The sequence below is a fragment of the Streptomyces sp. NPDC005962 genome (assembly GCF_040629205.1).
Lineage (GTDB): Bacteria > Actinomycetota > Actinomycetes > Streptomycetales > Streptomycetaceae > Streptomyces.
On record NZ_JBEXVE010000027.1, the window covers coordinates 53,363 to 76,462 of the forward strand.

19 protein-coding genes are annotated in these 23,100 nt (G+C 71.6%); 11 read left to right on the top strand and 8 right to left on the bottom strand.

What is annotated here, in order from left to right; genetic code table 11:
- Positions 1-27: 27 nt before the first annotated feature.
- Together ABZ370_RS33575 and ABZ370_RS33580 are read left to right on the top strand one after the other, a co-directional pair.
- A complete protein-coding gene (locus tag ABZ370_RS33575; protein WP_358628654.1) occupies positions 28-1,212 on the top strand; it encodes an aldose epimerase family protein in 1,185 nt (394 codons plus the stop codon).
- A 171-nt stretch (positions 1,213-1,383) separates the two neighbouring features.
- On the top strand, positions 1,384-2,817 hold the full coding sequence (locus ABZ370_RS33580; RefSeq protein ID WP_358628657.1) for an FG-GAP-like repeat-containing protein: 1,434 nt from the start codon (positions 1,384-1,386) through the stop codon (positions 2,815-2,817).
- Positions 2,818-2,897: 80 nt separating this feature from the next.
- Here the strand turns inward: ABZ370_RS33580 and ABZ370_RS33585 are convergent, their stop codons facing one another.
- From ABZ370_RS33585 to ABZ370_RS33600, 4 genes are all read right to left on the bottom strand, one after another.
- Entirely contained in the window at positions 2,898-3,542 is a 645-nt protein-coding gene (locus tag ABZ370_RS33585) for a hypothetical protein (RefSeq protein ID WP_358628660.1), read from the bottom strand.
- Between the two features lie 157 nt (positions 3,543-3,699).
- On the bottom strand, positions 3,700-4,488 hold the full coding sequence (locus ABZ370_RS33590) for an EI24 domain-containing protein (protein ID WP_358628663.1): 789 nt from the start codon (positions 4,486-4,488) through the stop codon (positions 3,700-3,702).
- A gap of 18 nt (positions 4,489-4,506) precedes the next feature.
- The gene (locus ABZ370_RS33595) at positions 4,507-5,871 is read right to left on the bottom strand and encodes a jacalin-like lectin (protein WP_358628666.1); all 1,365 of its coding nucleotides are present in this window, start codon (positions 5,869-5,871) and stop codon (positions 4,507-4,509) included.
- A gap of 34 nt (positions 5,872-5,905) precedes the next feature.
- Positions 5,906-6,940, bottom strand: a complete 1,035-nt coding sequence (locus ABZ370_RS33600) for a pectate lyase (RefSeq protein ID WP_358628669.1) — start codon at positions 6,938-6,940, stop codon at positions 5,906-5,908.
- A 314-nt stretch (positions 6,941-7,254) separates the two neighbouring features.
- On the opposite strand from ABZ370_RS33600, the gene ABZ370_RS33605 reads away from it, so the two are divergent.
- From ABZ370_RS33605 to ABZ370_RS33635, 7 genes are all read left to right on the top strand, one after another.
- On the top strand, positions 7,255-8,043 hold the full coding sequence (locus ABZ370_RS33605) for an intradiol ring-cleavage dioxygenase (RefSeq protein ID WP_358628672.1): 789 nt from the start codon (positions 7,255-7,257) through the stop codon (positions 8,041-8,043).
- Between the two features lie 243 nt (positions 8,044-8,286).
- A complete protein-coding gene (locus ABZ370_RS33610; RefSeq protein WP_358628675.1) occupies positions 8,287-8,988 on the top strand; it encodes a FadR/GntR family transcriptional regulator in 702 nt (233 codons plus the stop codon).
- A 121-nt stretch (positions 8,989-9,109) separates the two neighbouring features.
- Positions 9,110-10,525: a four-carbon acid sugar kinase family protein gene (locus tag ABZ370_RS33615; protein ID WP_358628678.1), complete on the top strand. Its 1,416-nt coding sequence runs from the start codon at positions 9,110-9,112 to the stop codon at positions 10,523-10,525.
- Positions 10,525-11,415, top strand: a complete 891-nt coding sequence (locus tag ABZ370_RS33620) for a class II fructose-bisphosphate aldolase (protein WP_358628681.1) — start codon at positions 10,525-10,527, stop codon at positions 11,413-11,415. Before ABZ370_RS33615 ends, ABZ370_RS33620 begins: the two co-directional genes overlap by 1 nt.
- A gap of 540 nt (positions 11,416-11,955) precedes the next feature.
- The gene (locus ABZ370_RS33625; protein ID WP_358628684.1) at positions 11,956-12,879 is read left to right on the top strand and encodes an NAD(P)-dependent oxidoreductase; all 924 of its coding nucleotides are present in this window, start codon (positions 11,956-11,958) and stop codon (positions 12,877-12,879) included.
- Entirely contained in the window at positions 12,876-14,243 is a 1,368-nt protein-coding gene (locus ABZ370_RS33630; protein WP_358628687.1) for a GntP family transporter, read from the top strand. Before ABZ370_RS33625 ends, ABZ370_RS33630 begins: the two co-directional genes overlap by 4 nt.
- A gap of 112 nt (positions 14,244-14,355) precedes the next feature.
- Positions 14,356-15,042 carry a DUF4232 domain-containing protein gene (locus ABZ370_RS33635; protein WP_358628690.1) on the top strand — a complete coding sequence of 229 codons (687 nt, stop codon included), beginning with the start codon at positions 14,356-14,358 and terminating at the stop codon, positions 15,040-15,042.
- Between the two features lie 22 nt (positions 15,043-15,064).
- On the opposite strand, the gene ABZ370_RS33640 is transcribed toward ABZ370_RS33635, so the two are convergent.
- The 3 genes from ABZ370_RS33640 to ABZ370_RS33650 all read right to left on the bottom strand — a co-directional run bounded on the left by ABZ370_RS33640 (position 15,065) and on the right by ABZ370_RS33650 (position 19,886).
- Positions 15,065-17,221: an FUSC family protein gene (locus ABZ370_RS33640; RefSeq protein ID WP_358628693.1), complete on the bottom strand. Its 2,157-nt coding sequence runs from the start codon at positions 17,219-17,221 to the stop codon at positions 15,065-15,067.
- Between the two features lie 56 nt (positions 17,222-17,277).
- Positions 17,278-18,789, bottom strand: a complete 1,512-nt coding sequence (locus ABZ370_RS33645) for an alpha-N-arabinofuranosidase (protein ID WP_358628696.1) — start codon at positions 18,787-18,789, stop codon at positions 17,278-17,280.
- A gap of 125 nt (positions 18,790-18,914) precedes the next feature.
- The gene (locus tag ABZ370_RS33650) at positions 18,915-19,886 is read right to left on the bottom strand and encodes an arabinan endo-1,5-alpha-L-arabinosidase (protein WP_358628699.1); all 972 of its coding nucleotides are present in this window, start codon (positions 19,884-19,886) and stop codon (positions 18,915-18,917) included.
- A 128-nt stretch (positions 19,887-20,014) separates the two neighbouring features.
- On the opposite strand from ABZ370_RS33650, the gene ABZ370_RS33655 reads away from it, so the two are divergent.
- A complete protein-coding gene (locus tag ABZ370_RS33655; RefSeq protein ID WP_358628702.1) occupies positions 20,015-21,460 on the top strand; it encodes a glycoside hydrolase in 1,446 nt (481 codons plus the stop codon).
- Between the two features lie 47 nt (positions 21,461-21,507).
- On the opposite strand, the gene ABZ370_RS33660 is transcribed toward ABZ370_RS33655, so the two are convergent.
- Positions 21,508-22,527, bottom strand: a complete 1,020-nt coding sequence (locus ABZ370_RS33660; RefSeq protein WP_358628705.1) for an NADP-dependent oxidoreductase — start codon at positions 22,525-22,527, stop codon at positions 21,508-21,510.
- A gap of 91 nt (positions 22,528-22,618) precedes the next feature.
- Here ABZ370_RS33660 and ABZ370_RS33665 point away from each other — a divergent pair, with 91 nt between their 5' ends.
- The gene (locus tag ABZ370_RS33665) at positions 22,619-23,047 is read left to right on the top strand and encodes a MarR family transcriptional regulator (RefSeq protein ID WP_358628708.1); all 429 of its coding nucleotides are present in this window, start codon (positions 22,619-22,621) and stop codon (positions 23,045-23,047) included.
- Positions 23,048-23,100 lie beyond the last annotated feature (53 nt).

Genomic DNA, 23,100 nt, shown 5'->3' on the forward strand with positions numbered 1-23,100 from the left:
TTCCAACTACCTTTTGTGGAGCCGCACATGACGCACCAATCGAGCATGGGCAGACGCACGGTGATCGCCGCCGCGGCGGCGGCCGCCGGAGTGGCCGCCACGGGCCCCGCGTCCGCGAGTACCGGCGCATCCGGCGCATCCGGGAAGGGCGAGGGACACGCGGTGAAGGAACACTTCGGCACGCTGGCCGACGGCACGAAGGTCGACCGCTGGACCATCGAGAACGGCCGCACCCGGCTGAGCGTGCTGAGTTACGGCGGTGTCGTCCAGAGCCTGGAGATCCCCGACCGGCACGGCCGCCGCGCCAACGTCTCCCTGGGCTTCGCCGATCTGGACTCCTACGTCGCCAACAGCCCGTACTTCGGCGCCCTCATCGGCCGCTACGGCAACCGCATCGCCCTCGGCGCGTTCACCCTCGACGGCAAGAAGTACCAGCTGCCCGTCAACGACGGCCCCAACAGCCTGCACGGCGGCGACAAGGGCTTCGACAAGCGCGTCTGGTCGGTGACGCCCTTCCGCAAGGGCGCCGACGTCGGCCTCACACTGCGCCGCGTCAGCCCGGACGGCGAGATGGGCTACCCGGGCGCGCTCACCGTGCGCGTCGACTACACCCTCACCGCGGCGGGCGACTTCCGCATCGACTACGAGGCCACCACCGACAAGGCCACCGTCGTCAACCTCACCAACCACACCTACTACAACCTGGCCGGGGAGGGCTCGGGGTCCATCTACGACCACCGCCTCCAGATCGCCGCCGCCCGCTACACCCCGGTCGGCAAGACCCTCATCCCCACCGGCGAGCTGGCCAAGGTCGCCGGAACCCCGTTCGACTTCCGCCGCACCAAGGAAATCGGCCGGGACATCCGGGACGCCCACCAGCAGGTGCTGTACGGCCAGGGCATCGACCACAACTTCGTCCTGGACAAGGGCATCACGGACCGCCCCGAGCACATCCTCACGGTCACGGACCCGTCCTCGGGACGCGTCATGAAGATCGCCACCACCGAGCCGGGCGTGCAGTTCTACACGGGTAACTTCCTGACCGGCACCTTCGCCGGTACGTCCGGCCAGGTCTACCGGCAGGGCGACGCCTTCGCCCTGGAGACCCAGCACTTCCCGGACTCCCCGAACCAGCCGTCCTTCCCCTCCACGGTGCTCCGCCCGGGCGACACCTACCGCTCCACGACGGTGCACTCCTTCTCGACCCGCTGAGCTCTCCCGGAACCTCCCGCCCCGCGCTCGCGCGGAGCGGGAGGTTCCGGCGTTCCGGCCCAACTCCCCATGTTTTTCTTGGGTTCTGCAACCATTCACCTCTCAGACCCCTCTACCTCCACGACCAACGCAGTGCCCCATGGAGGTTTTGTGCGCAATAGGACCAGAGCTGTGGTGGGCGTAGCAGTCGGCGCCGCCATGACCGCCGCCGTGGCCGCCGGAGCCAACGCCGTCGTAGCGAACGGCGACAGCTCCGACCAGAACCAGTCCGCCGCGGCGGAAAAGACCACACCGGGCGACATCGACCACGACGGCTACGCCGACCTCGGCGTGGGCGCGCCCGACGGCACCGTCTCCGGGAAGTCCAAGGCGGGCTACGTGGGCGTGACCTACGGCGCCCAGTCCGGCGTCGACGCCAAACGGCACAGCACGCTGTCGCAGGCCAGCCCGGGAGTTCCCGGCACCCCCGAGGCCGGGGACCACTTCGGCTCCGCCGTGGCGCGCGGCGATGTGGACGGGGACGGCTACTCCGACCTGATCGTCGCCGCGAACAGCGAGGCCATCGGCAGCGCCAAGCGAGCCGGTTCCGTCACCGTCGTCTTCGGTGCCAAGGGCGGCCTCTCGGGCGACGCCATCGCCTTCCACGCGCCGAAGGCCACCGCCTACGCGCTGTTCGGCGACACGCTGGCCGTGGGCGACTACAACCACGACGGCCGCGACGACATCGCCATCTCCGACGACACGAAGGTTCAGCTCGTGGCCGGCGCGGCGAACCTGCGCGAGACGGCCACCCCGAAGATGACCGCCGTCACCCCGCCCGGCGGCGGCGCGGGCATCGAGCACCTGTCCTCCGGCGACATCAACGGGGACGGCTTCGCCGACCTGGTGACCGTCGCCTACCAGGACGACCCCGCCGACGAGGGCACGCTCGGCGTGCTGCCGGGCTCGTCCAGTGGGCTGAAGAGCACCCCGCTGGGCGAGGACGTCGCGCTGCCGTTCGCCTCGTACCAGGCCGTGGTGGGTGACATCAACGGCGACGGCAAGGACGACGTCGTCATCGACACCGGCTTCACGGACGGCCCCGACGACGCGCGCCTGCGCACGTACCCGGGCACCGCCGCGGGGCTCGACACCGCCAACCCGGTGAGCTGGAAGGGTAAGCAGCAGAGCGGCTCCGCCTCCCGGCTCGCCGACATCAACGGCGACGGCCACGACGACCTCGTGCTCGGCGACACCGCTGCCGAGACCCCCGACGGCTACAACGACGCCGGTGCCATCACCGTCCTCAAGGGGACCAAGGACTGGCTGACCGACGCGGGGTCGCAGACCTTCTCCCTCGACACCGAGGGTGTCCCCGGCGAGATGACGGGCAACGACAAGTTCGGCGACGCCGTCTCACCGGCCGACTACAACGGCGACGGCAAGCCCGACGTGGCCGTCGGCGTCCCCAACCGCACCGATGGCGCGGGCGCGGTGGCCCTCCTGTACGCGGGCACCGACGGCCTCACCGCCGAGGGCTCCGCCCTCATCGGCCCGGGTGACCTCGGCGCCCCGGCGACCGATGCCGCCTTCGGCACGGAGCTGTCCTACTCCGCGACGAAGTAGCACGACACCGCCCACAGGCGGCGGCCCGGCCCGGTCCAGGTTCGACCGGGCCGGGCCGCGTCGCTGCCGTGGGCGGGGTATCAGGCCGGAAGGGGCCGCGCGGCACTGCGGTAGGTGGCGATGCCCACGGCCAGCAGCCAGTAGCTGAAGACCGCGCCCATCAGGGCGGTGGTGCCCCAGCCGTTGGCCGCGTAGAAGTTCGCGGGGGTGTTGCCGAAGAACAGCGACGGCACGAAGGCCAGGTTCACCCCCGCCAGCACGTACGCCGACCGGCCGGTCCAGCGCGGCAGCAGCCGCGTCCGGGAGACGGCGTACCCCACCGAGGCGAGGAAGAACGCCATCATCAGGCGGGAGATCGACCCGTAGAGGATGTACGTCCCGCTGACGGTGATGGTCGGGTCGATGGAGTGGTCGGCCTCGATGACCGCACCGGCTTCCAGGCCACTGGAGACCAGCGTGATCGTCGCGTAGACCAGCCCCATCGCGAAGGCTATGGAGCCCACCCATTCGTACTCCGGGCCCACCCGCTTGACCAGCTCGCGGAACGCCGTCACGAACACGATGAGAAACGCCAGCGCGACGATCCCGATCAGCAGCCTGGCCAGCACGTTCGAGTCCGGCGGCGAGCCCGAGTACACGAAGTACAGAGGCACTTCGACGATGAACGCGGCCGCGGTGGCGATGCCCGCGACACCCGTCAGACGTCTGGCAAGAATCTCGTTCATGGGTCCCCCCGAATCGGCTGTGCGATGGATTCACCCCACCGGCTCGTCGGCGCGCCTGCCGACACCATGAATCCTGCCGCTCCGGGACCTCGGCGTCGCTGGCCCTGAACACCGGACAAGAGGTGCACCTGACGACACCGTCCGGGGTGGGCGGAGCCTACGCGCCGCCCACGGCGTCTGCCGTGGTGTCGCCGTGGTGGGGGGTCTCGGTCTCGCCGGTGAGGTCGCGGACCATCAGGGTCGCGCCCGCTACGGCGCCCGGCATGAGGAGGACGGAGACCAGGGGGACCAGGAAGAGCAGGGCGAGGGGGAGGCCGAAGCCGACGGTGAGGAGGCGGCGGCCGCGGAGCAGGGTGCGGCGTTCCTTGAGCAGGATGCCGCGTCGGAGCAGGGCGACCGAGGTCAGCTCCTCGGCGAGGAAGAAGCCGGTCACGCAGAGGGCGAGGGCGGGGATCACGGTCTGGCCGACGACCGGGATGAAGCCGAGCGCGAAGAAGAGCACGCTCCAGAGGGTGACGCGGAGGAGCAGGGCGAGGGCCTCGCGGATGCCGATCCCCACCTCCTGCCAGGTGGACAGGCCGGATTCGGGGACCTCGCCGCCTTCGGAGCGGTCGACCTCCTCGGAGAGGGATTCGTAGAAGGGCTGGCCGACCAGGAGCGTGACCGCGGTGAACGTGATCACCGCGAGGAAGAGGCAGGCGGCGGCGAAGAGGAGCGCGAGGGCGCCGCGGAAGACGCCGAGCCAGGGTGCGGACCAGTCGTCGGCGAAGGGGGTGGCCCAGGCGATGACGTCGTCGGTCCAGAAGAAGAGGACGACGAGGGCCGCCGCGTAGCCGACGAGGGTGATGAGGGCCGGGATCATCCCGATCCCCCACCACCTCCCGTGCTGGGCCACCCAGCGTTGGCCCTTCAGCAGATAGCCGATGCCCACTCCAAGATCACGCATGGGCGGAAGCCTACTTGGCTAGCGCGGCGCGTAGATGACGCCCAGCTTGTCGACCTCGTCACCGGCGCGGCCGGTGAAGCCCACGATCTGCCACCCGGCGGGGGCGGTGTAGGTGGCGGTGTCGGAGGTGGGCGTACCGGTGGCCAGGGTGCGGCCCGTGTCGGTGGTGAAGGCCGCGGAGAAGAGGCGGGTGCGGCCGTCCTTCTGGCCACGGGTGAGGGTGACGGAGGTGAGGTGTTCGGCGGCGCCGAGGGTGAGGGTGGCCGGGGTGCCGCCACTGCCGCCGTGGGAGAGGGTCGCGCCGCCGCCGAGGGTCAGGGACACCCCGTCCAGGCGGGAGCCGCCGCGCAGGGTGAGGGTGCGGGGCGCGGGGGTGGCGGGCAGGTCGTCGGCGTCGTTGAAGGCGGTGCCGTGCGGTCCGCCGAACTGGTCACCGGCGCGGAGCGTGTCGGCCGCCTTCCAGGAGAAGTCGACGGTGTGCGGGTAGTGGTCGGACAGCGGCTTGCCCTCGGTGTCGAGGAAGGAGGTGTTCTCGTTGTTGTAGCGGGTGGCGGTGAGGGAGAGGAGCGGGCCGGAGCGGTAGAGGACCTTGTCGACGACCTCGCAGGTGTTGGTGACGTTTTCCGGGTCGCACACGAGCGCGTCGGACCCGGCGGGCGGGGCCGAGCCACCGCGGACGAGGTTCACCCAGGCGTCGGTGAGGCCGTTGCGGGTGGCGAGGTCGCGGATGTTGTCGTCGGCGCGGGTGTAGCGGGTGTTGGTGTCGCCCATGACGAGCACCGCGTTCCCGGCCGAGTTGGCGGTGATGTAGTCGGAGAGCTGGGTGACGTTGGCGCGGCGGGCGGCGAGGTCGGCGTCGGTCGTCCCGGCGTTGGTGTGCACGTTGTAGAGGTCCAGGTACGCGCCTTCGGCGAGCCGCACCCGGGCCAGGGTGAAGCCCTTGGGGGTGAGGCAGTCGGTGCCGTTGCACTTGGTCCACTTGACCCGCTCGAAGTCGTCGTACGGCAGGTCGGAGAGGGTGTTGAGGCCGTCGCCGAAGGCCGCGCCACCGCTGGTGGGGGTGCGGTACGGGTGGTCGTCACCGGCGTAGAGCGCGGCGTGGTAGTTGAAGTCCTCCTGGACGTTGACGATGTCGTACGGGCCCAGGCGGGGCGAGATCAGCGGGGTGTTCTTCTCGGGGTGGCCGGAGGAGAGGCCTTCGGGGAGTCCGGCCACGTTGTAGGTGAGGACGTTGAAAGAGCCGGAGGCGGGGGTGGCAGCGCCGGAGGTGGCGGTGGCTTGCCTTCCGGTGTCCGCCACGGCAGGCGTGGTGGTGAGCATGGCCGCACAAGTGGCGAGGGCCGCCGCGGCCGCGATGGCCATGCGGCGTCCGATGGTTCTCACGAAAGGTGTCCTCTCAGAGAGTGGTGCGAGGGGATCAGAGCTTGCCGGTGCCCGCTTGGGCGGTCACCGAGGCGACCACCGACGACGCGGGCTCCGCCGTGTACGCGTACGGCGGCTTGGTGAAGGTGCCGGTCCGGGAGATCTCCGTGGCCGCGCCGCCCAGGTCGTTTCCGCGCAGCACCGCGTAGCCGTCCACGTCGCTGCTGCGGTTGGTCGTCACGGCGATCTTGGTGTCGCGGAACACGTTGTTCTCGACCAGCATCTGCGCGCCCATCCGGGAGTGCACGCCGGTGTCCGCGCCCTGGACGTAGTTGTCGTAGAAGTGGCCGGTGCCGAAGCGGAGGCTGGGGATGCGGGAGTAGACGTCGGTGAACCAGTTGTGGTGGTACGTCACCTTGAGGTGCCCGGTGTCCTCGGCGGCGTTCTTGTCGCTGTGCCCGACCAGACTGCCCTTGAAGTGGTCGGCGAACTTGTTCCAGGAGACGGTGATGTCGTCGGAGCCGTGGTTGATGTCCAGCAGGCCGTCGTAATAGTCCTTGTCGTGGTCCCGGTCGGCCGAGAACGTGTTGTGGTCGATCCACACCCGGGTGGACTCCTGGACCGTCACCCCGTCGGACGGCTTCCTCGGCTTGCTGATGGCGAGGTTGCGGATGATGACGTTCGTCGCCTCCTTCAGCCGCAGGCCTCCGCCGGTGAATCCGGAGCCCGAACCGACGCCCAGCACGGTGGTGTTGGAGCCGATGTCCACCTGGCCGGTGAGGGAGAGCAGACCGGACACCTTGACGACCTTGGCGCTGTCGCCGGCGACGGCTGCCGTGAAAGCGGCCAGGGTGGTCACGGTGGTGGCGGTGGCATTGCCGCCACCGGTAGTGCCCGCGCCGAAGCCGATGGGGGTGGTCTCGGCGGCACGCACACCGGTGGCGGCGTCCGCGTCCTGCGCCGTGAGCGCGGACAGTCCCCCGAGCACGAGGGTGGCGGCCACGCCCGCGGCGAGGGCCGTCAGCCGACGCCGGTTGTGGCCGATGCCGGTGGTGGTGTCCGTCGTGAAGTGGTCACCTGCGGAGTTCATGAAGGAGCCCTCTCGGTCGGAGGATCTCCATCCGGAGGGGCAATCGCTTGCGGGAGCAGGCGGCAAGCAGGCTGGTCACGTGGGCCGGTGGAGATCGTGGGAGGTGCGGCTCTGACGGTGGCGGAATGCGCTGCCCGGGCACGGTGTGGTCAGGACCGCCCCAGCAGACGACAGCCATCACGGAAGAAGCTAGTAAGCGCTTGTCACAAATGTCAACACCGCTGACCCATAAGGGGAGTTGGCGATAAGAAGAGTTGACGCGCGGAGACTTTGCCGAACTGACAGCCACCCCACAGAATCCCCTCCTACTTTTCATGCCCATGACAGATTCATCTCCCGCCCCCGTCGGGCGACGCAGAGTACTCATCGCCGGAAGCGCCGCCGCGGCGGCCATCGGAATCGGCGCCGGGACCGCCGCCACGCGCCCCGAAACAACCACCACCGGTGCCACCGGCGCCACCGACATGGCCCCGGCCGCCAACGCGATCTGCACGCTCACCAAGCAGCTGACCGAGGGCCCGTACTACCTCGACCACGCCCTCGTACGGGCCGACGTCACCGAGGACAAGCAGGGCGTGCCCCTGGAACTGGTCCTCCCCGTCGTCGACAAGGACACCTGCGCACCGCTCAACAAGGCGCTCGTGGAGATCTGGTACTGCGACGCGCTCGGCGAATACTCCGGATTCGTCGGCAACAACGGCCACCAGGAGCCGGACAACGGGAAGTTCCTGCGCGGCGGTGTGCTCACCGGCACCGACGGCGTCGCCAAGCTGAAGGGCATCTACCCCGGCTGGTACCGCGGCCGCTGCATCCACATCCACATCAAGGTGCACACGGGCGTCACCCTCACCTCCGACGGCTCGTTCACCGGCGGCAACGAGATCCACACCGGTCAGCTCTTCTTCGACGAGAAGATCACCCAGGCGGTCGCCAAGGTGGCCCCGTACTCCACCAACACCGTCCCCCGCACCCCGCTGTCCTCCGACGGCATCTACGGCAACGGCGGCACCGCCGCCGGGCTGATGGCCGTGACGGCGCTGGGCAGCACACCGTCGGCCGGATATCGCGGCACCCTCACCCTGGGCATCGACGCCGACGCCTGACCGCCGACGCCTGACCGCCGGCGCCTGACCGCGGCCTCCGACCGGTAACGCCGCCCGAACCGTCCCCTACCGCTCAGCACCCCACCCCAGGCCCCGTCCGGATTCCCCGGGCGGGGCCCGCCCTTTCGCCACAGGGTCGCCAGAAGGTCCCCGGAAGGTCTTGACGGTGGCCGAAACCTTACCTAGGTTCTCCTGGACATCAGATGTCTGATGTCTGAGCTTCTGGCAAGGAGGTCGACAGCAATGCCGCTGTCCGACGACATCGCCGAGCGGCTGCTGACCGCGATCATCGACGGCCACTACCCGCCCGGCACCGCCCTCCCCCCGGAGGGCGTACTGGCCGAGCAGCAGGCCGCCAGCCGGTTGACGCTGCGCGAGGCGATCAAGGTCCTGCGCTCGCAGAACGTCGTCCGCATCCACCGCGGACGCGGTACGTACGTCAACAACCCCGACCAGTGGACCGCGCTGGAGCCGATGATCCGCGCGGCCGCCGCCGGGCCACGGGCGGGCGGGGCGATCTCCGAGAAGCTGATCGAGGCCCGGCAGATGATCGAGGTCGGCGCCGCGCAGCTGGCCGCGGCCCGGCGCACCGACGAGGATCTGACCGAGCTGGCCGAGCTGCTGGACGAGATGCGGGCGGCGGCCGACGCCGGGGACACCGAGCAGTTCGTGTCCGCCGACATCGCGTTCCACGACGTGGTGATGCGTGCCTCCGGCAACGCCTTCGTCCCGCTGCTCATCGAGCCGTTCGGCCGACTGCTGATCGAGGGCCGTCGGCAGACCTCCGCCGTACCCCAGATCCGTACGAACGCCATCGCCCACCACGAGATCGTCCTGGCGGCGCTGCGCGGCGGGGACCCGGAGGAGGCCCGGCGCGCGATGGCCGACCATATGACGCAGACGGCGGACGATCTGCGGACGCACGTCATCGAGCCACGCGGCTAGCCCGCCTCCCTCACCTCGCTCATACGCACATCGCCGCACCGGCGGTGCGCCCCGGCCTGCCCGAAAACAGCCGCACACCGCCGGAACCCCGCACGAACGCGTCAGGAAAGTAGAGCCGCACATGCCCGACACCGACACCGCGCACTTCCCCGAGGCGCACGAGCTGCCGCCGCCCCGCGAGGTCGAGCCCGCCGAAGTGGCCGCCGCCGTCGCCGACGGACGCCGTCTGGTCGTCCTGGACGACGACCCCACCGGCACCCAGACCGTCGCCGGAGTGCCCGTCCTCACCACCTGGACGGTCGACGACCTGCGGTGGGCGCTGCGCCAGGACAGCACGGCCTTCTTCGTCCTCACCAACACCCGCAGCCTCGCCCCGGACACGGCCGCCGCCCGCAACCGCGAGGTCATACGGGCCCTGGCGGAGGCGTCCGCGGCCGAGGGCGTGGGCTACGTCCTGGCCAGCCGCAGCGACTCCACGCTGCGCGGGCACTTCCCGCTGGAGACGGACGTCCTGGCCGAGGAGACGCCCGTGGACGGCGTCGTCCTCGTCCCCGCGTACATCGAGGCGGGGCGGCTCACCGCCGACTCCGTGCACTGGATGCGCACGGCCGACGGGATGCTTCCGGTGGGCCGGAGCGAGTTCGCGCGCGACGCCACGTTCGGGTACACCAACTCCCGGCTGCCGGAGTGGATCGAGGAGAAGACCGGCGGGCGCGTGTCCGCCGGGGACGTCCTGCGGATCACGGTGGAGGACCTGCGGCTGCGCGGCCCGGGCCATGTCGCCCAGCTGCTGGCCTCGCTGCGCGACGGCCGGATGGCGGTGGCGGACGCGCTCTGCGACGACGATCTGCGGGTCCTGGCCCTGGCGGGCGCGGCGGCGGAGTCGGAGGGCGCGCGACTGCTCTACCGGTGCGGCCCCTCGTTCGTACGGGCCCGGGCGGGCCAGGCGGCCCGCGCCCCGCTCACCCCGGCCGAACTGCGGCAACCCGCCGGTGACGGGGCGGCGCACGGCCTTGTCGCCGTCGGGTCCCATGTCGGGCTCACCACGCGGCAGTTGGACCGGCTGCGGGAGCGCGGCGGGATCGCCGAGTTCGAACTCGATGTGCACGCCCTGCTCGACGAGGGGCGGCGCGCCACGCACATCGCCGACGTGGCGGCGGCGTGCGCGCAGGCGCTGGCCACCAGCGAGGTCGTCGTACGCACCAGCCGCGCCCTGGTCACCGGCGCCGACGCGGACGACTCCCTGGCAATCGCGCGCAGCGTGTCCGCCGCGCTGGTCGCCACCGTACGAGCCGTCACGGCGGCCCGGCGCCCCGCGTACGTCATCGCCAAGGGCGGCATCACCTCCAGCGACATCGCCACCGAGGGCCTGGAGATCCGCCGGGCCTGGGCGCGCGGCACCCTGCTGCCCGGCATCGTCTCGCTGTGGGAACCCGAGTCCGGCCCGAGCGTCGGCATCCCCTACATCGTGTTCGCGGGCAACGTCGGGGACGACCACGCCCTCGCGGACGCCATCGACCTGCTCAGGAGCCGATGATGCTGCTCACCGGAACCGACGCGCTGACCGCCGCCGCCCGCGACGGCCGCGCGATACCCGGCTTCGTCGCGTACAACCTCGAAACGGTGCAGGGCATCGTCGCGGCGGCGGAGGCGTCGGGCACGCCGGTGCTGCTCCAGGCCGGGTCGAGCGCCTTCAAACACGCGGGGCGCGAGGCGCTGATGGGGCTCGCCCTGCACGCGGCGCGGCGCTCGACCGCGCGCATCGGCGTCCACCTGGACCACAGCCGGGACCTGACCGAGATCGCCGCGTGCGTCGACGCGGGCTACACGTCGGTAATGGTCGACGGCTCCCATCTGCCGTTCGCCGAGAACATCGCGCTGACCCGCGAGGCCGTGCGGCACGCGCACGCGGCCGGGGTGTGGGTCGAGGCCGAACTCGGCGCGCTGGCCGGTGACGAGGACGTGTCCACCGACGCGACGGCGGACGGCGGCTCGATGACCGACCCGGCGCAGGCGGCCGAGTTCGTGGCCGCGACCGGCATCGACGCCCTGGCCGTCGCCGTCGGCAACGTCCACGGCTTCACGGCGCGGCCGGTACGGCTGGACCTGCCCCGCCTGGAACGCATCCGCTCGGCGGTACCCGTCCCCCTCGTCCTCCACGGCGCGAGCGGCCTCCCGGAGGCGGAACTGCTGGGCGCCGTCCGGCGCGGCGTCGCCAAGGTAAACGTCAACGCGGAGCTGCGGCGCGCCTACCTGACCGCTGTCGCGTCGGCCGTACCGAACGCCACCGACGGCGCGGACGTCGTCGCGACGTGGGCGGCGGGCCGCGACGCGGTGGCGGCCACGGCGCTGCGGATCGCCGGGCAGCTGGCGTCGGCGCCCGAGGTGGCTGGCGTGGTCGAGCCGGTGCCGACCGGGGGCCTTTGATCCCCCACCCCGCCCCTTCCCCAAACCAAGGGCTCCGCCCCTGGACCCCACGGGGGCGACGCCCCGGATGACGACCCGACCCGGGCGGCTACGGCCTCACGGAGCGCCACCTGCCCGGTGGCACCGAGCGGCAGCCCGATCCCGCCAGGGCCGGGCCCGTGGCGCCGACCGCAGGCGACCCCGGGCCGGGCGACGGGCCCGGCCGGGGGACGAGCCAACCAGGCCCGGACTCCGCAGGCCGAAGGCCTGGGCGGCTCTACCTCCCGGCGCCACCTGCCCGGTAGCACCGGGGCCAGCCCAAACAGGGCCCGTCGCCCCGGGGCGGCCCTGACGTCGCGGCGCGCCGCCGACCGTGGCGCCGGCCGGCAAGCAGAGCCGGGCCCGGGCCGCCGCCCGATCGGTGGTGGCGGGGTCCAGGGGCTAGCTCCTGGTTCGGGAAGGGGCGGGGTGGGGCAAGTTCCCCGCCCCGCGCCACCGTCAGCCCGCTTGCCGTCCGGCGGCGACAACAACACTCACACCCACTCCCCCATAGGAATCCGTATGTCTTCAGCCACTTCCCCCCGCGTCGCCGTCATCGGCCTCGGGGCCATGGGGCTTCCCATGGCTCAGCATCTGGCGGCCGGGGGCTTCCCCGTGACCGTGTTCGACATCGCCGCCGAGCGGCGGGCCGCTGCCGTCGCGGCGGGGGCCGACGAGGCGGTCACACCGGCCGAGGCCGGGCGGGGGGCGGATGTCGTGCTCCTCGCCGTACGGGATCAGGCGCAGGTCGACCGGGCGCTGTTCGGCGAGACCGGGGCGGCGGGGGCGCTGCGGGCCGGGGCCGTGGTCGTCCTCACCAGCACCGTGGGGCCGGTCGCGGCGCGGGCGACGGCCGCCGCGCTCGCCGAGCGCGGCGTACGGCTCGTGGACGCGCCCGTCAGCGGCGGGCCGACGAGGGCCGGGAACGGTGAGCTGCTGATCGTCGTCGGTGCCGAGCCCGACGCCCTCGCCACGGCGCGCCCCGTACTGGAACGGCTCGCCTCCACGCTCACCGTCATCGGCGACAAGCCCGGCGACGGCCAGGCGCTCAAGGCCATCAACCAGCTCCTCGCCGGAGTGCACATCGCGGCAGCCGCCGAGGCCGTGGCGCTCGCACGCGGGCTCGACCTGGACCCGCGCACGGTGATCGACAGTCTGAGTCAGGGCGCGGCGGGGTCGTTCATGTTCGCCGACCGGGGGCCGCGTATGGCGCAGGCCTACGAGGAGGCGGCGGACGCGGTCGAGGTGCGGTCGCGGCTGGACATCTTCGTCAAGGACATGGGCATCGTGACCGGCATCGCCAAGGACGCACACGTCCCGGTGCCGCTGGCCTCGGCCGCCGAGCAGCTGTATCTGCTGGGCGAGCGGGCCGGGCTCGCCGCGCGCGACGACTCCTCCATCGTCACCGTCCTCTCCCCCAACACTCCCGAGGGAGCCGGACAGTGAGCCACAACGCGCTGCTCCTCGTCGCCGCCGCCGGGGTCGCCCTGCTGCTGGTGATGATCATCAAGGCGAAGGTCCAGCCCTTCGTGGCGCTGCTCGTGGTGAGCATCGCGGTGGCCCTCACCGCGGGCGTCCCGGCCGCCGACCTCGTGACCACCATCGAAGAGGGCATGGGGTCGACGCTCGGCCACATCGCCACCATCATCGCCCTCGGCGCGATGATCGGCCGGATCATCGAACTCTCCGGCGGCGCCGCCTCCCTGGCGCATTCGCTGATGGAGCGCTTCGGCGAGAAGCGCACCCCGCTCGCGCTCACGGCCGCCGGTTTCCTGCTCGGCATCCCGGTGTTCTTCGAGGTCGGGCTGATCATCCTGATGCCGATCGTGTACGGGGTGGCCCGGGCGTCCCGTAAGCCGCTGCTCGTCTACGCCCTCCCCATGGGCGCGGCGATGCTCACGGTGCACGCCTTCCTGCCGCCCCACCCGGGCGCGGTGGCCGCCGCGACGACGATCGGGGCGGACCAGGGCTGGGTGCTGCTGTTCGGCATACCGGTGACCGCGGTCGTGATCGCGATCGGCTATCTGCTGGCCAAGCGCATGACGCGGCGCACGTACGCGATGACGGCCGATGTGCGGGAGAAGGTGTTCGGCGACGCCGAGAACACCAGCGACGAGGACGCGGCGAGCTTCGAGAACCCGCCCTCCTTCGGCATGATCCTCACCCTCATCGTCACCCCCATCGCCCTCATCCTCCTCGGCACGATCGCCACGAACACCCTCGCCGAGGGGTCGATCCCGCGCGCCGTGCTGACCGTCCTCGGCGCCCCCATGGTCGCCCTGCTCGTCGCGGCCGCGCTCAGCGCCTACTTCCTGGGCATACGCCGTGGCTGGTCCGGCGCGCGCGTCTCCGAGGTGATGGGCTCGGCGCTGCCGGGCGTGGCGATGGTGATCCTGGTGGCGGGCGCGGGCGGTGTCTTCGGCAAGGTGCTGGTCGAGACCGGTATCGGCGACGCCGTGGCCGACGTCCTGGACCGCACCGGACTCCCCCTGCTGGCGCTGGCCTTCGCGATGACGGCGCTGCTGCGCGCGGTGCAGGGCTCCACGACGGTCGCGTTGGTGACGACGGCCGGGCTGATCAACCCGCTGCTCCAGCGTACGGACCTCTCCCCGCAGCAACTGGCCCTCATCTGCCTGGCGATGGGCGGGGGCGGACTGGCGCTGTCGCATATCAACGACGCGGGCTACTGGATGTTCACCAAGCTGGTGGGCCTGGAAGTCGGCGACGCGCTCCGCACCTGGACCGTCCTCACGACGGCGATGGGCACGGTCGGCTTCCTGCTGACCGGCGCCCTGTGGCTGGTGGTCTGAGGGGTGTTAGTGGTGCGTTAGTGGCGCGGCAGTGGATCATCAGTGGCGGCGGACAGTCTTGTTGTCACGGCCCCGGGAGGACGGGGCCGACGCCCACGACGTCAGGGGACCCATGTCACGCCGCGCCACTCTCCGCCACGCCCGCAAGGCCACCGCCGCCGCGGTGGTCGCCGTCGCCGCCTTCGGGCTGACCGCCTGCCAGGACAACGGGGATGCCGGGGGCGCGTCCCCCGCCGCCTCGTCCAGCTCCTCGGACGCGGGCACCGGCGGCTCGGGCACGTCGGATGCCAGCACCGGCGGTTCGGACAACGCGGGTTCGAGCAAGGCGGGTTCGGGACCCGGGGGTTCCGGTGCCAAGGGCTCCGAGGGCGCCTGCGCCACCGATCAGCTGGACATCGGCTGGTACGCCGATGTCGTCGGCGGCGCCCCGGACATGTCCAGCGAGGAACAGCAGACCGCGGCCGTGAGGTTCAAGAACACCGGCGACAGCACCTGCACCATCAACGGGTTCCCCGGCGTCCAGCTCAAGGACGGCTTCGGCAAGACCTGGGACTTGCAGCGCTCCGCGCAGAAGCCGTCCCCGGCCACGCTCAAGCCGGGCGACCACACCCACTTCACCTTCCAGCTGCTGCCCACCACCGACACCGGCGCCCGGAAGGTCGTGCCCACGTCGGTGCTGGTCACCCCGCCGAACCAGAAGTCGCACGTCGAGCTGAAGTGGACCTACGGCGGCCGCATCCTGGACCAGTCGGGGGCCACCCGCCCGGGGACGTTCGTCAACCCGGTCAAGGGCTCCTGAGCACGGGCCGCCCGGCCATCGCCTACCGGGCCATGGCGTACGACGAGCGCTCGGCGGCCGCGGCCGGGGACGACAGGCCGGTGGCGAAGGTGTCGACGGCCAGGGCCGTGCGCAGGCAGAGGGTCAGCGCACGGGCCCGGGCATGGGCGATGCCGTCCGGGGAGCGGTGGTCGGCAAGGTCGGTGAGGCCGCCGCGTCGGGCCGAGTCGTCGAAGGACGCCCGCAAAGTGGCGGCCGGGATCGGGGCGCCGCTGTCGAGGGCGTCGGCGAGGGCGGTCAGTTGGCCGTCGAAGAGGGCGGCGATCTCGGCGGCCTCCGGTACGGCGTCGGCCTCGCGGTGCGGCTGCGCGGCGTACAGCTGTGACGCACACCGGCTAAGGTCCGCGATCGACCGCCGGATGGACTCGATCTCGGTGGCGCTCCAGCGGGCGCGGTGACCGCGCGGTTCGTGACGGACCGCGGCGGCCGCGACCTCCAGGCGCTCCAGGGTGTGACGGCTGCGGGAGCGCAGGGCGTCGATGTCCTCGTGCCGCACCGCCCCCGGCTCGGTCAGCCCGCCGACCAGCACGTTCAGCAGCCGCCGCTGGACGTCCGTCCACGCGGCGACCAGGGAGGACAGCCGGTCGTGGTGGTAGGTGGGCAGGGTGGTGAAGACGAGCAGCCCGATCATCGCGCCGAGGAGGGTGTCCGCGGGACGGCCCCAGGCGATGAGGTCAGAGGCCTTGCCCAGGCGGGTGATGAGGACGACGAGCCAGGCGGTGATGAAGAAGTTCAGCGCCAACTGGCCGACGCGCAGCGTGAGGAAGACGCACACGGCGAGCACCACCGCCGCGACGACCAGCCGGTCCGGCGTCCACCACGCGGGCAGCAGGACGGCCCAGGCGGCGAGGCCGCCGAGGATCGAGCCGATGGGGCGGGCCCAGCCGCGGGCGAAGGTGTGTCCGTAGTCGGGGAACAGCACCAGCATGGTGGTGAGCGCCGCCCAGAAGCCGTGTCCGGGCAGGCCGTGGCCCCAGAAGTCGCCGAGCGCGCGGCCCGCCGCCTCACCCGCCGTGGTGCCGACGGCGACGCGGAGGGCGTGCGGGAACAGCGGATCGCCGGGGCGCGCCGCGGACCACAGCCGCCGCAGCCCGGCGCGGGCGGGGTGCTCGGCGGGGAACAGAGCCAGGACGGGGTGTCCCGAACCGGCGACCGGCTGCTCCCGGTCGGCCCAGAGGCCGACGAGCCGCCCGGCCTCGTCCAGTGACGGCAGCAGCTCCTCGGCCATCGGTCCGTGCCAGGTCCGCAGCGTCCGCACGACGTGCGGCGCGAGGGGCTCCCGGCGGGAGGTGCGCAGGGCGCGCGCCATGGAGTCGAGCGCTTCGGCGATCTCCTCGCGGGGCGCCTTCGGGGTGTCGGCCGCGAGCAGCAGGGCGCGCCGGACGCGTTCGGCCTCGACGAGCAGTCCGTAGAGCGGTGCCGCGCCGGGGCGGGCGAAGCGCGGCAGCAGGTCCAGGGCCCTGCGAGCGGCCGTGAACGGCGCCGGGGAAGGGGAGCCGCCGCCCTCGGTGCGTGCCCGCGCCGCCAGCGAGGCGTAGAGCGCGGCCAGCGCCTTGCGCTGCGCGGGGTGGCGCCGCCCGTACGGGGGCAGCAGCTGGGCGACGAACGTCAGGGCCGCGCCCGCCGCCATCCAGCGCACCATCACCAGCCCCGCCTCGACGGTGGCGGCGAGATCGGCGGTGACCATGCAGCCGATGACGACGAGGCAGGCGCGGATGCCGGGCGCCACACCCAGCGCCCGCCACAGACCGGCCAGATACGCGAGGACCGCGAGGGCGATCAGGAAGTACCACCCGGCCTGGTGCAGCCAGACACCGGCGAGGGCGGCGAGCGAGAAGCCCGCATCGTGCCAGAACGCGTTCACGGCCCGGTGCCGGACCGGCGCCAGCAGGGTACCGATACCGCAGATGAAGGCGCCCACCGACAGCATGGCCCAGGCCAGCGGATCGCCGGTCAGCCCGCCGATCACCGCCGCGGCGACGACCGCCAGGACCGCCCGCACGATCGCGCCGGGCTCCGAGAGAACGCGTTCCATGGTCAGCGCGGCCCGGAAGCTGCGGCCGACCGCCGATGGCCACCCTTGTATCTCGTCCTGTGTCCCGTCCCGTATCTCGTCCCGTACCTCGCGCACCGTACTCATATAGGTGCACTATACAAATTGTTCGACGCTCACCCCAAACCGATCACCCAAACGGATCACTCCAGCCGGATCACGTTCCAGGACATCGGCTCCAGCGTGGCGCTCAGCACACCGTCCGCGAGCGCCGTGCCCTCGCCCGCCGGGTGCGGGGTGACGCGGTCGGGCTCGGCGAGGGTGTTACGGGCCTCCGGGTCGGCGTCGGCGAGGACGCTGTGCTCGACGACACGGGCGGACGCCATCCCGTGCAGGACCACCTCCAGCGGCAGCGCCCGCCGCTGGTCGCGGTTGACGGCGAAGACGGTGACCGCGCCGGTCTCTTCGTTCCGTACGGCCGTGGCGTGCAGCAGCGGCACCTCGCCGTACTTCGCCGTCTCGTGCGCGGGGCTGTCGACGGCGACCTGGAGCACCCGGCCGCGGCCGTACGCCGAGGCCTGGGCGAAGGGGAAGAAGGTGGTCTGCCGCCAGGCCGGGCCGCCCGGTTCGGTCATGATCGGGGCGATGACGTTGACGAGCTGGGCGAGGCAGGCGACCGTCACACGGTCGGCGTGGCGCAGCAGCGCGATGAGGAGCGAGCCGAAGACGACGGCGTCGGTGACGGAGTAGTTGTCCTCCAGCAGCCGCGGCGCCTCGTCCCAGTCGGGCGGCTCGGCGGCGTGGAAGCGGTCCTGATACCAGACGTTCCACTCGTCGAAGGAGAGGTTGATCTTCTTCGACGACTTCAGCCGGGCGCCCACGTGGTCGCAGGTCGCGACCACGTTCTCGATGAAGGACTCCATGTCGACGGCGGAGGCGAGGAAGGAGTCGCGGTCGCCGTCGCGCTCCTCGTAGTAGGCGTGCAGGGAGATGTGGTCGACCAGCTCGTAGGCGTGCTGGAGGACCGTGGCCTCCCAGGCGGCGAAGGTCGGCATGGCCTGGTTGGAGCTGCCGCAGGCGACGAGTTCGACGTCCGGGTCGATCTGCCGCATGGCGCGGGCGGTCTCGGCGGCCAGCCGTCCGTACTCCTCCGCCGTCTTGTGGCCGGTCTGCCAGGGGCCGTCCATCTCGTTGCCCAGACACCACAGCCGGATGCCGTACGGGTCCTTGTCGCCGTGGCCGATACGGCGGTCGGACAGCTCGGTGCCGGACGGGTGGTTGGCGTATTCCTGCAGCTCCAGGGCCTCGGCGACACCGCGCGTGCCGAGGTTGAGCGCCATCATCGGCTCGCCGCCGACCTTGCGGACGAAGTCGATGTATTCGGAGAGCCCGAAGCGGTTGGTCTCGGTCGAGCGCCACGCGAGGTCGAGGCGGCGCGGGCGCTCCTCGGCGGGGCCGGTGCCGTCCTCCCACTTGTAGCCGGAGACGAAGTTGCCGCCGGGGTAGCGCAGGGCGGTGACACCGAGTTCACGGATCAGACCGAGGACATCGGTGCGCAGCCCGGCCTCGTCGGCGGCGGGGTGGCCGGGCTCGTAGATCCCGGTGTAGACGCAGCGGCCGAGGTGTTCGACGAACGAGCCGAAGAGGCGGGGGGCGACATCGCCGACGGCGAAGGCGGGGTCGAGGGTGAACCGGGCGGGGGCGGTCGACTGCATGGCGGCGCCTCTCTGCTGCTCTGTTCGACATGCTGCTCTGTTCGACATGCCGGATAGGGGTCGCATATCCGAACGTGACGGTAAGAGCTGGCCGCCCGCCAGTCAACGCCTCCCGCCCGCGCGCATCAGTACGCGGTCGGCCAGCCGCCGGTCCAGCTCAGCAGGTTGACGCCGAGCTTGGCGGTGCCGTTGTCCTGGCCGTCGTAGTAGTGGTAGACGAGCAGGTCACCGTCGCTGTCGCTCATGATCGACTGCCCGCCGGGGCCGATGTAGCGGCCGTGGGACTCCAGGACCGGGGAGCCGCCGTTGTTCATCATGGCCACGCCGTTCTTGTCGTAGTACGGCCCGGTGGGGCTGGTGGCGCGGCCGACCTTGATCTTGTACGTGGAGCTGGTGCCCGCGCAGCAGGTGTCGTAGGACGCGAACAGGTAGTAGTAGCCGTTGCGCTTGACGACGGACGGCCCCTCGACCGCCTTGGTGCCGGTGGGCCGGGAGGCGATGGCGTAGACGGTCTTGTCGGCCGCGTACTGCTTGCCGGTGGCGGGGTCGAGGCGGATCATCTTCAGCCCCGACCACCACGAGCCGAAGGACAGCCACCACTTCCCGTCGCCGTCCACGAAGAGGTTGGGGTCGATGGCGTTGTAGTTGCTGCTGCCGGTGGTGGCGTGGACGATGCCGTAGTCGGTCCAGGTGCCCGCCCTGCCGCTCGGCGAGGTGGCGAAGCCGATGGCGGAGTTGCTGGAGCCGAAGGACGAGACCGCGTAGTACATCAGGTACTTGCCGCCCTGGTACGAGATGTCCGGCGCCCAGGGGTCGTTGGCGGAGGAGTACGTCTTCCACCAGGACGGCGGCGAGTTGAAGGCGTTCCCGGCGCGGCTGAAGGCGATCCGGTCGGTGGAGGTGCGGGCCTCCAGACCGCCGTGGGTGGAGTAGAGCAGATAGGTGCCGTCGGCGGCGCGGAGCATCGTCGGGTCGTGGACGGTGATGTCGCCCGTCACCCGGCCCGGGTTCGGGTAGGCGGAGGCGCTGGTCGGGAGCAGGGCGAGCAGGAGCGCGGCGGGCAGGGCGAGCCATCTGGAGCGGTGACGCGTGGTCATGCGGCGTTTCTCCTCTCACGTGCCGTGCGGTGTGTGCTCTCTTGACCGGGGTGGGTGCCACCTCTAGCGTGCGGCCGACGTTACGGAAACGTTCCGGAAGTTTTCGGAGCCTGGGAAGGGAAGTTTTCGTGATCAAGACGGTCCGTACCGCTCTCGTCGGCGTACTCGCCGCCGCCCTGATCCCTCTGGCCATGCCGTCCGCCGCCGCTGAGCAACCTTCCACCCCCGGCGCGGATTTCGGAAGACCTCTCCAACCGATCGACGGCTTCGGTTTCTCGGAAGCCTTCCAGCGCGCCGATCTGATGCGCGGCGCGGGCGGACTCACCCCCGAGCACCGGCGGGAGGTGCTGGATCTGCTGCTGAACCGGCGCACCGGCGCGGGGCTCAGCATCCTGCGGCTCGGCATCGGCTCGTCCTCGGACGAGGTCTACGACCACATGAAGTCCATCCAGCCCACCGACCCGGGCGGCCCGGACGCCCCGCCGCGTTACGAGTGGGACGGCAAGGACGGCGGCCAGGTGTGGCTGGCCAAGGAGGCGAAACGGTACGGCGTCCAGCGCTTCTACGCCGACGCCTGGAGCGCGCCCGGCTACATGAAGACCAACGGGACGGACGCGAACGGCGGCACCCTGAAGCCGGAATGGCGGCGGGCGTACGCCGACTACCTCGTCCAGTACGCGAAGTTCTACCGGCAGGAGGGCATCCGGATCACCGACCTCGGCTTCACCAACGAGCCGGACCTCGCCACGTCCTACGCCTCCATGCAATTCACGCCCAAGGAGGCCGCCGAGACCGTGAAGGCGGTCGGCCCGGCGGTCCGGCGCGCCGGGATCGGCCTGGTCTGCTGCGACGCGGCCGGATGGGACCAGCAGGCCGAGTACAGCGCGGCCATCGAGGCGGACCCTCAGGCGTCACGGTACGTGGGCGTGCACACCGGCCATCCGTACGTCACGCCCTCGGACCAGCCGCTGCCGACGGCCCGGCGCACCTGGATGTCCGAGTGGAGCCCCAACGGCACGACGTGGAACGAGGCGTGGGACGACGAAAACCAGGCAGGAGCGCGCAGCGCTTCGGTTGAGGGTGGTGGTGGGAGACGGGCGGGCGGGTACGACGGCCTGGCCGTCGCCGAGGCGATCCACACCACGCTCGCGGACGCCGGGGCGAGCGCGTACGTGTACTGGTTCGGCGCCTCGGTGGGCGCGACGCGGGGGCTCATCCAGCTCGACGGCGCGGACTACCGCGCATCGAAGCGGCTGTGGGCGCTCGCCGCGTACAGCCGCTTCGTACGCCCGGGGGCGGTGCGGGTCGCGGCGTCGGCCGGGGCGGCCGCGGCGGACGGCGTGAAGGTGACGGCCTTCCGGAACCGGGACGGGGGGCGGGTGCTGGAGATCCTCAACACCGGCCGGGAGGCGGTCCGTACGGACTTCGGTGTCGGCGGGGGCCGCGGTGTCGGCGACGTGTACCGCACCGACGAGACGCACTCACTGAGCCGGGTCGGCCGGGCGGTGGTGCGGGGCGGCGCGCTGGATGTGGAGCTTCCGCCGCGCGCCCTGACGACGGTGGTGCTGCCGTAAGCCGGTGCCCCGGCCGTAATGGCCGGGGCACCACGGGAGGTCTGCTCTCAGTCCTCGAAGGCGACGATCATCTTGCCGATGTTCTCGCCGCGGAGCATGCCGAGGAACGCGTCCGCCCCGTTCTCCACGCCCTTGACGACGGTCTCGCGGTAGCGGAGCTTGCCGTCCCGCACCCAGGCGCCGACCTCCTCGAAGAACTGCGGCTGGAGGTGGTTGTGGTCGTTGACCAGCATGCCCTGCATGCGCAGCCGCTTGCCGATGACGAGCCCGAGATTGCGCGGGGCGGCGGGCGGCTCGGTCACGTTGTACTGCGCGATCATGCCGCAGACAGTGATGCGGCCGTGCACCTTGAGGCTGCTGAGGGCGGCCTCAAGGTGGTCGCCGCCGACGTTGTCGAAGTAGACGTCGATGCCGTCGGGGGCGGCCTCCTTCAGCTGCTCGGCGACCGGGCCGTTCTTGTAGTTGAACGCCGCGTCGAAGCCGTACTCGTCGAGCAGCAGCCGCACCTTCTCGTCCGAGCCCGCGCTGCCGATGACCCGCGAGGCGCCCTTGAGCTTGGCGATCTGGCCGACCTCACTGCCGACCGCGCCCGCCGCGCCGGAGACGAACACCGCGTCGCCCTCCTTGAACGACGCGACCTCAAGCAGCCCCGCGTAGGCGGTCAGGCCCGTCATCCCGAGCACCCCGAGGTACGAGGTGAGCGGGGCGACCTCCGGGTCCACCTTCACCGCGCGCTTGCCGTCCACCACCGCGTACTCGCGCCAGCCCGCGAAGTGCAGGACGTGGTCGCCGACCGCGACGCCGTCCGCGTTCGAGGCGATCACCGTGCCGACCGCGCCGCCCTCCATCGGCTGGTCCAGCTGGAACGGCGGCACGTACGACTTCACATCGTTCATCCGCCCGCGCATGTACGGGTCCACCGACATGTACAGGTTGCGGACCAGCACCTGGCCCGGACCCGGCTCGGCCACCGGGGCCTCGCGCAGAGCGAAGTCCTCCGGCTTCGGCCAGCCCTCGGGGCGGGCGACGAGGTGCCATTCACGGCCGGTGGCGGGGATCGCGGACATGTGGGGTGCCTCCTCAGAATTACTTCACTACCTGAAACAATCATGGGCCTTGATATTTCATGTTGTCAAGTAAATGGGTATCCTCAAGGGCATGACGTCCCGCACCGACCCGCTGACCCTCGAGGTCGTCGAGCTCATCGGCACCATCGTGGCCCGCTATCACGAGGAGTACGAAGAGGCCGCCGCCAAGCACGCCCTCACCGGCGCCCAGGCGCGCGTCCTGGGCCTGCTCTCCCGGGGCCCGACGCCGATGCGGCGGATAGCGCAGCAGCTCAAGTGCGAGCCGTCGAACATCACCGGGATCGTGGACCGCCTGGAGTCCCGCGGCCTCGCCGAGCGCCGCCTCGACCCCGCCGACCGCCGCGTCAAGCTCGCCGCCGCGACGGAGGCGGGCCGCGAGACCGCCGCGCGGCTGCGCGGCTCCCTGGACTTCGCGCGCGAGCCGCTGGCGGGGCTGTCGGCGGACGAGCGGACGGTGCTGCGGGACCTGCTGCAACGGATGCTGGGCATCGCGCCGTAGTCACTGAAACCACGCTGAAACCGCGCTGAACCCGCCTCGCCGCACGCTGTGCG

What these genes read in the sequence shown, in the direction of transcription:
- ABZ370_RS33575 (WP_358628654.1), top strand. Translation starts at nt 28, where the DNA reads ATGACGCACCAATCGAGCATGGGCAGACGCACGGTGATCGCCGCCGCG.
- ABZ370_RS33585 (WP_358628660.1), bottom strand. Translation starts at nt 3,542, where the DNA reads ATGAACGAGATTCTTGCCAGACGTCTGACGGGTGTCGCGGGCATCGCC.
- ABZ370_RS33590 (WP_358628663.1), bottom strand. Translation starts at nt 4,488, where the DNA reads ATGCGTGATCTTGGAGTGGGCATCGGCTATCTGCTGAAGGGCCAACGC.
- ABZ370_RS33600 (WP_358628669.1), bottom strand. Translation starts at nt 6,940, where the DNA reads ATGAACTCCGCAGGTGACCACTTCACGACGGACACCACCACCGGCATC.
- ABZ370_RS33605 (WP_358628672.1), top strand. Translation starts at nt 7,255, where the DNA reads ATGCCCATGACAGATTCATCTCCCGCCCCCGTCGGGCGACGCAGAGTA.
- ABZ370_RS33610 (WP_358628675.1), top strand. Translation starts at nt 8,287, where the DNA reads ATGCCGCTGTCCGACGACATCGCCGAGCGGCTGCTGACCGCGATCATC.
- ABZ370_RS33615 (WP_358628678.1), top strand. Translation starts at nt 9,110, where the DNA reads ATGCCCGACACCGACACCGCGCACTTCCCCGAGGCGCACGAGCTGCCG.
- ABZ370_RS33620 (WP_358628681.1), top strand. Translation starts at nt 10,525, where the DNA reads ATGCTGCTCACCGGAACCGACGCGCTGACCGCCGCCGCCCGCGACGGC.
- ABZ370_RS33625 (WP_358628684.1), top strand. Translation starts at nt 11,956, where the DNA reads ATGTCTTCAGCCACTTCCCCCCGCGTCGCCGTCATCGGCCTCGGGGCC.
- ABZ370_RS33635 (WP_358628690.1), top strand. Translation starts at nt 14,356, where the DNA reads ATGTCACGCCGCGCCACTCTCCGCCACGCCCGCAAGGCCACCGCCGCC.
- ABZ370_RS33640 (WP_358628693.1), bottom strand. Translation starts at nt 17,221, where the DNA reads ATGAGTACGGTGCGCGAGGTACGGGACGAGATACGGGACGGGACACAG.
- ABZ370_RS33645 (WP_358628696.1), bottom strand. Translation starts at nt 18,789, where the DNA reads ATGCAGTCGACCGCCCCCGCCCGGTTCACCCTCGACCCCGCCTTCGCC.
- ABZ370_RS33650 (WP_358628699.1), bottom strand. Translation starts at nt 19,886, where the DNA reads ATGACCACGCGTCACCGCTCCAGATGGCTCGCCCTGCCCGCCGCGCTC.
- ABZ370_RS33660 (WP_358628705.1), bottom strand. Translation starts at nt 22,527, where the DNA reads ATGTCCGCGATCCCCGCCACCGGCCGTGAATGGCACCTCGTCGCCCGC.
- ABZ370_RS33665 (WP_358628708.1), top strand. Translation starts at nt 22,619, where the DNA reads ATGACGTCCCGCACCGACCCGCTGACCCTCGAGGTCGTCGAGCTCATC.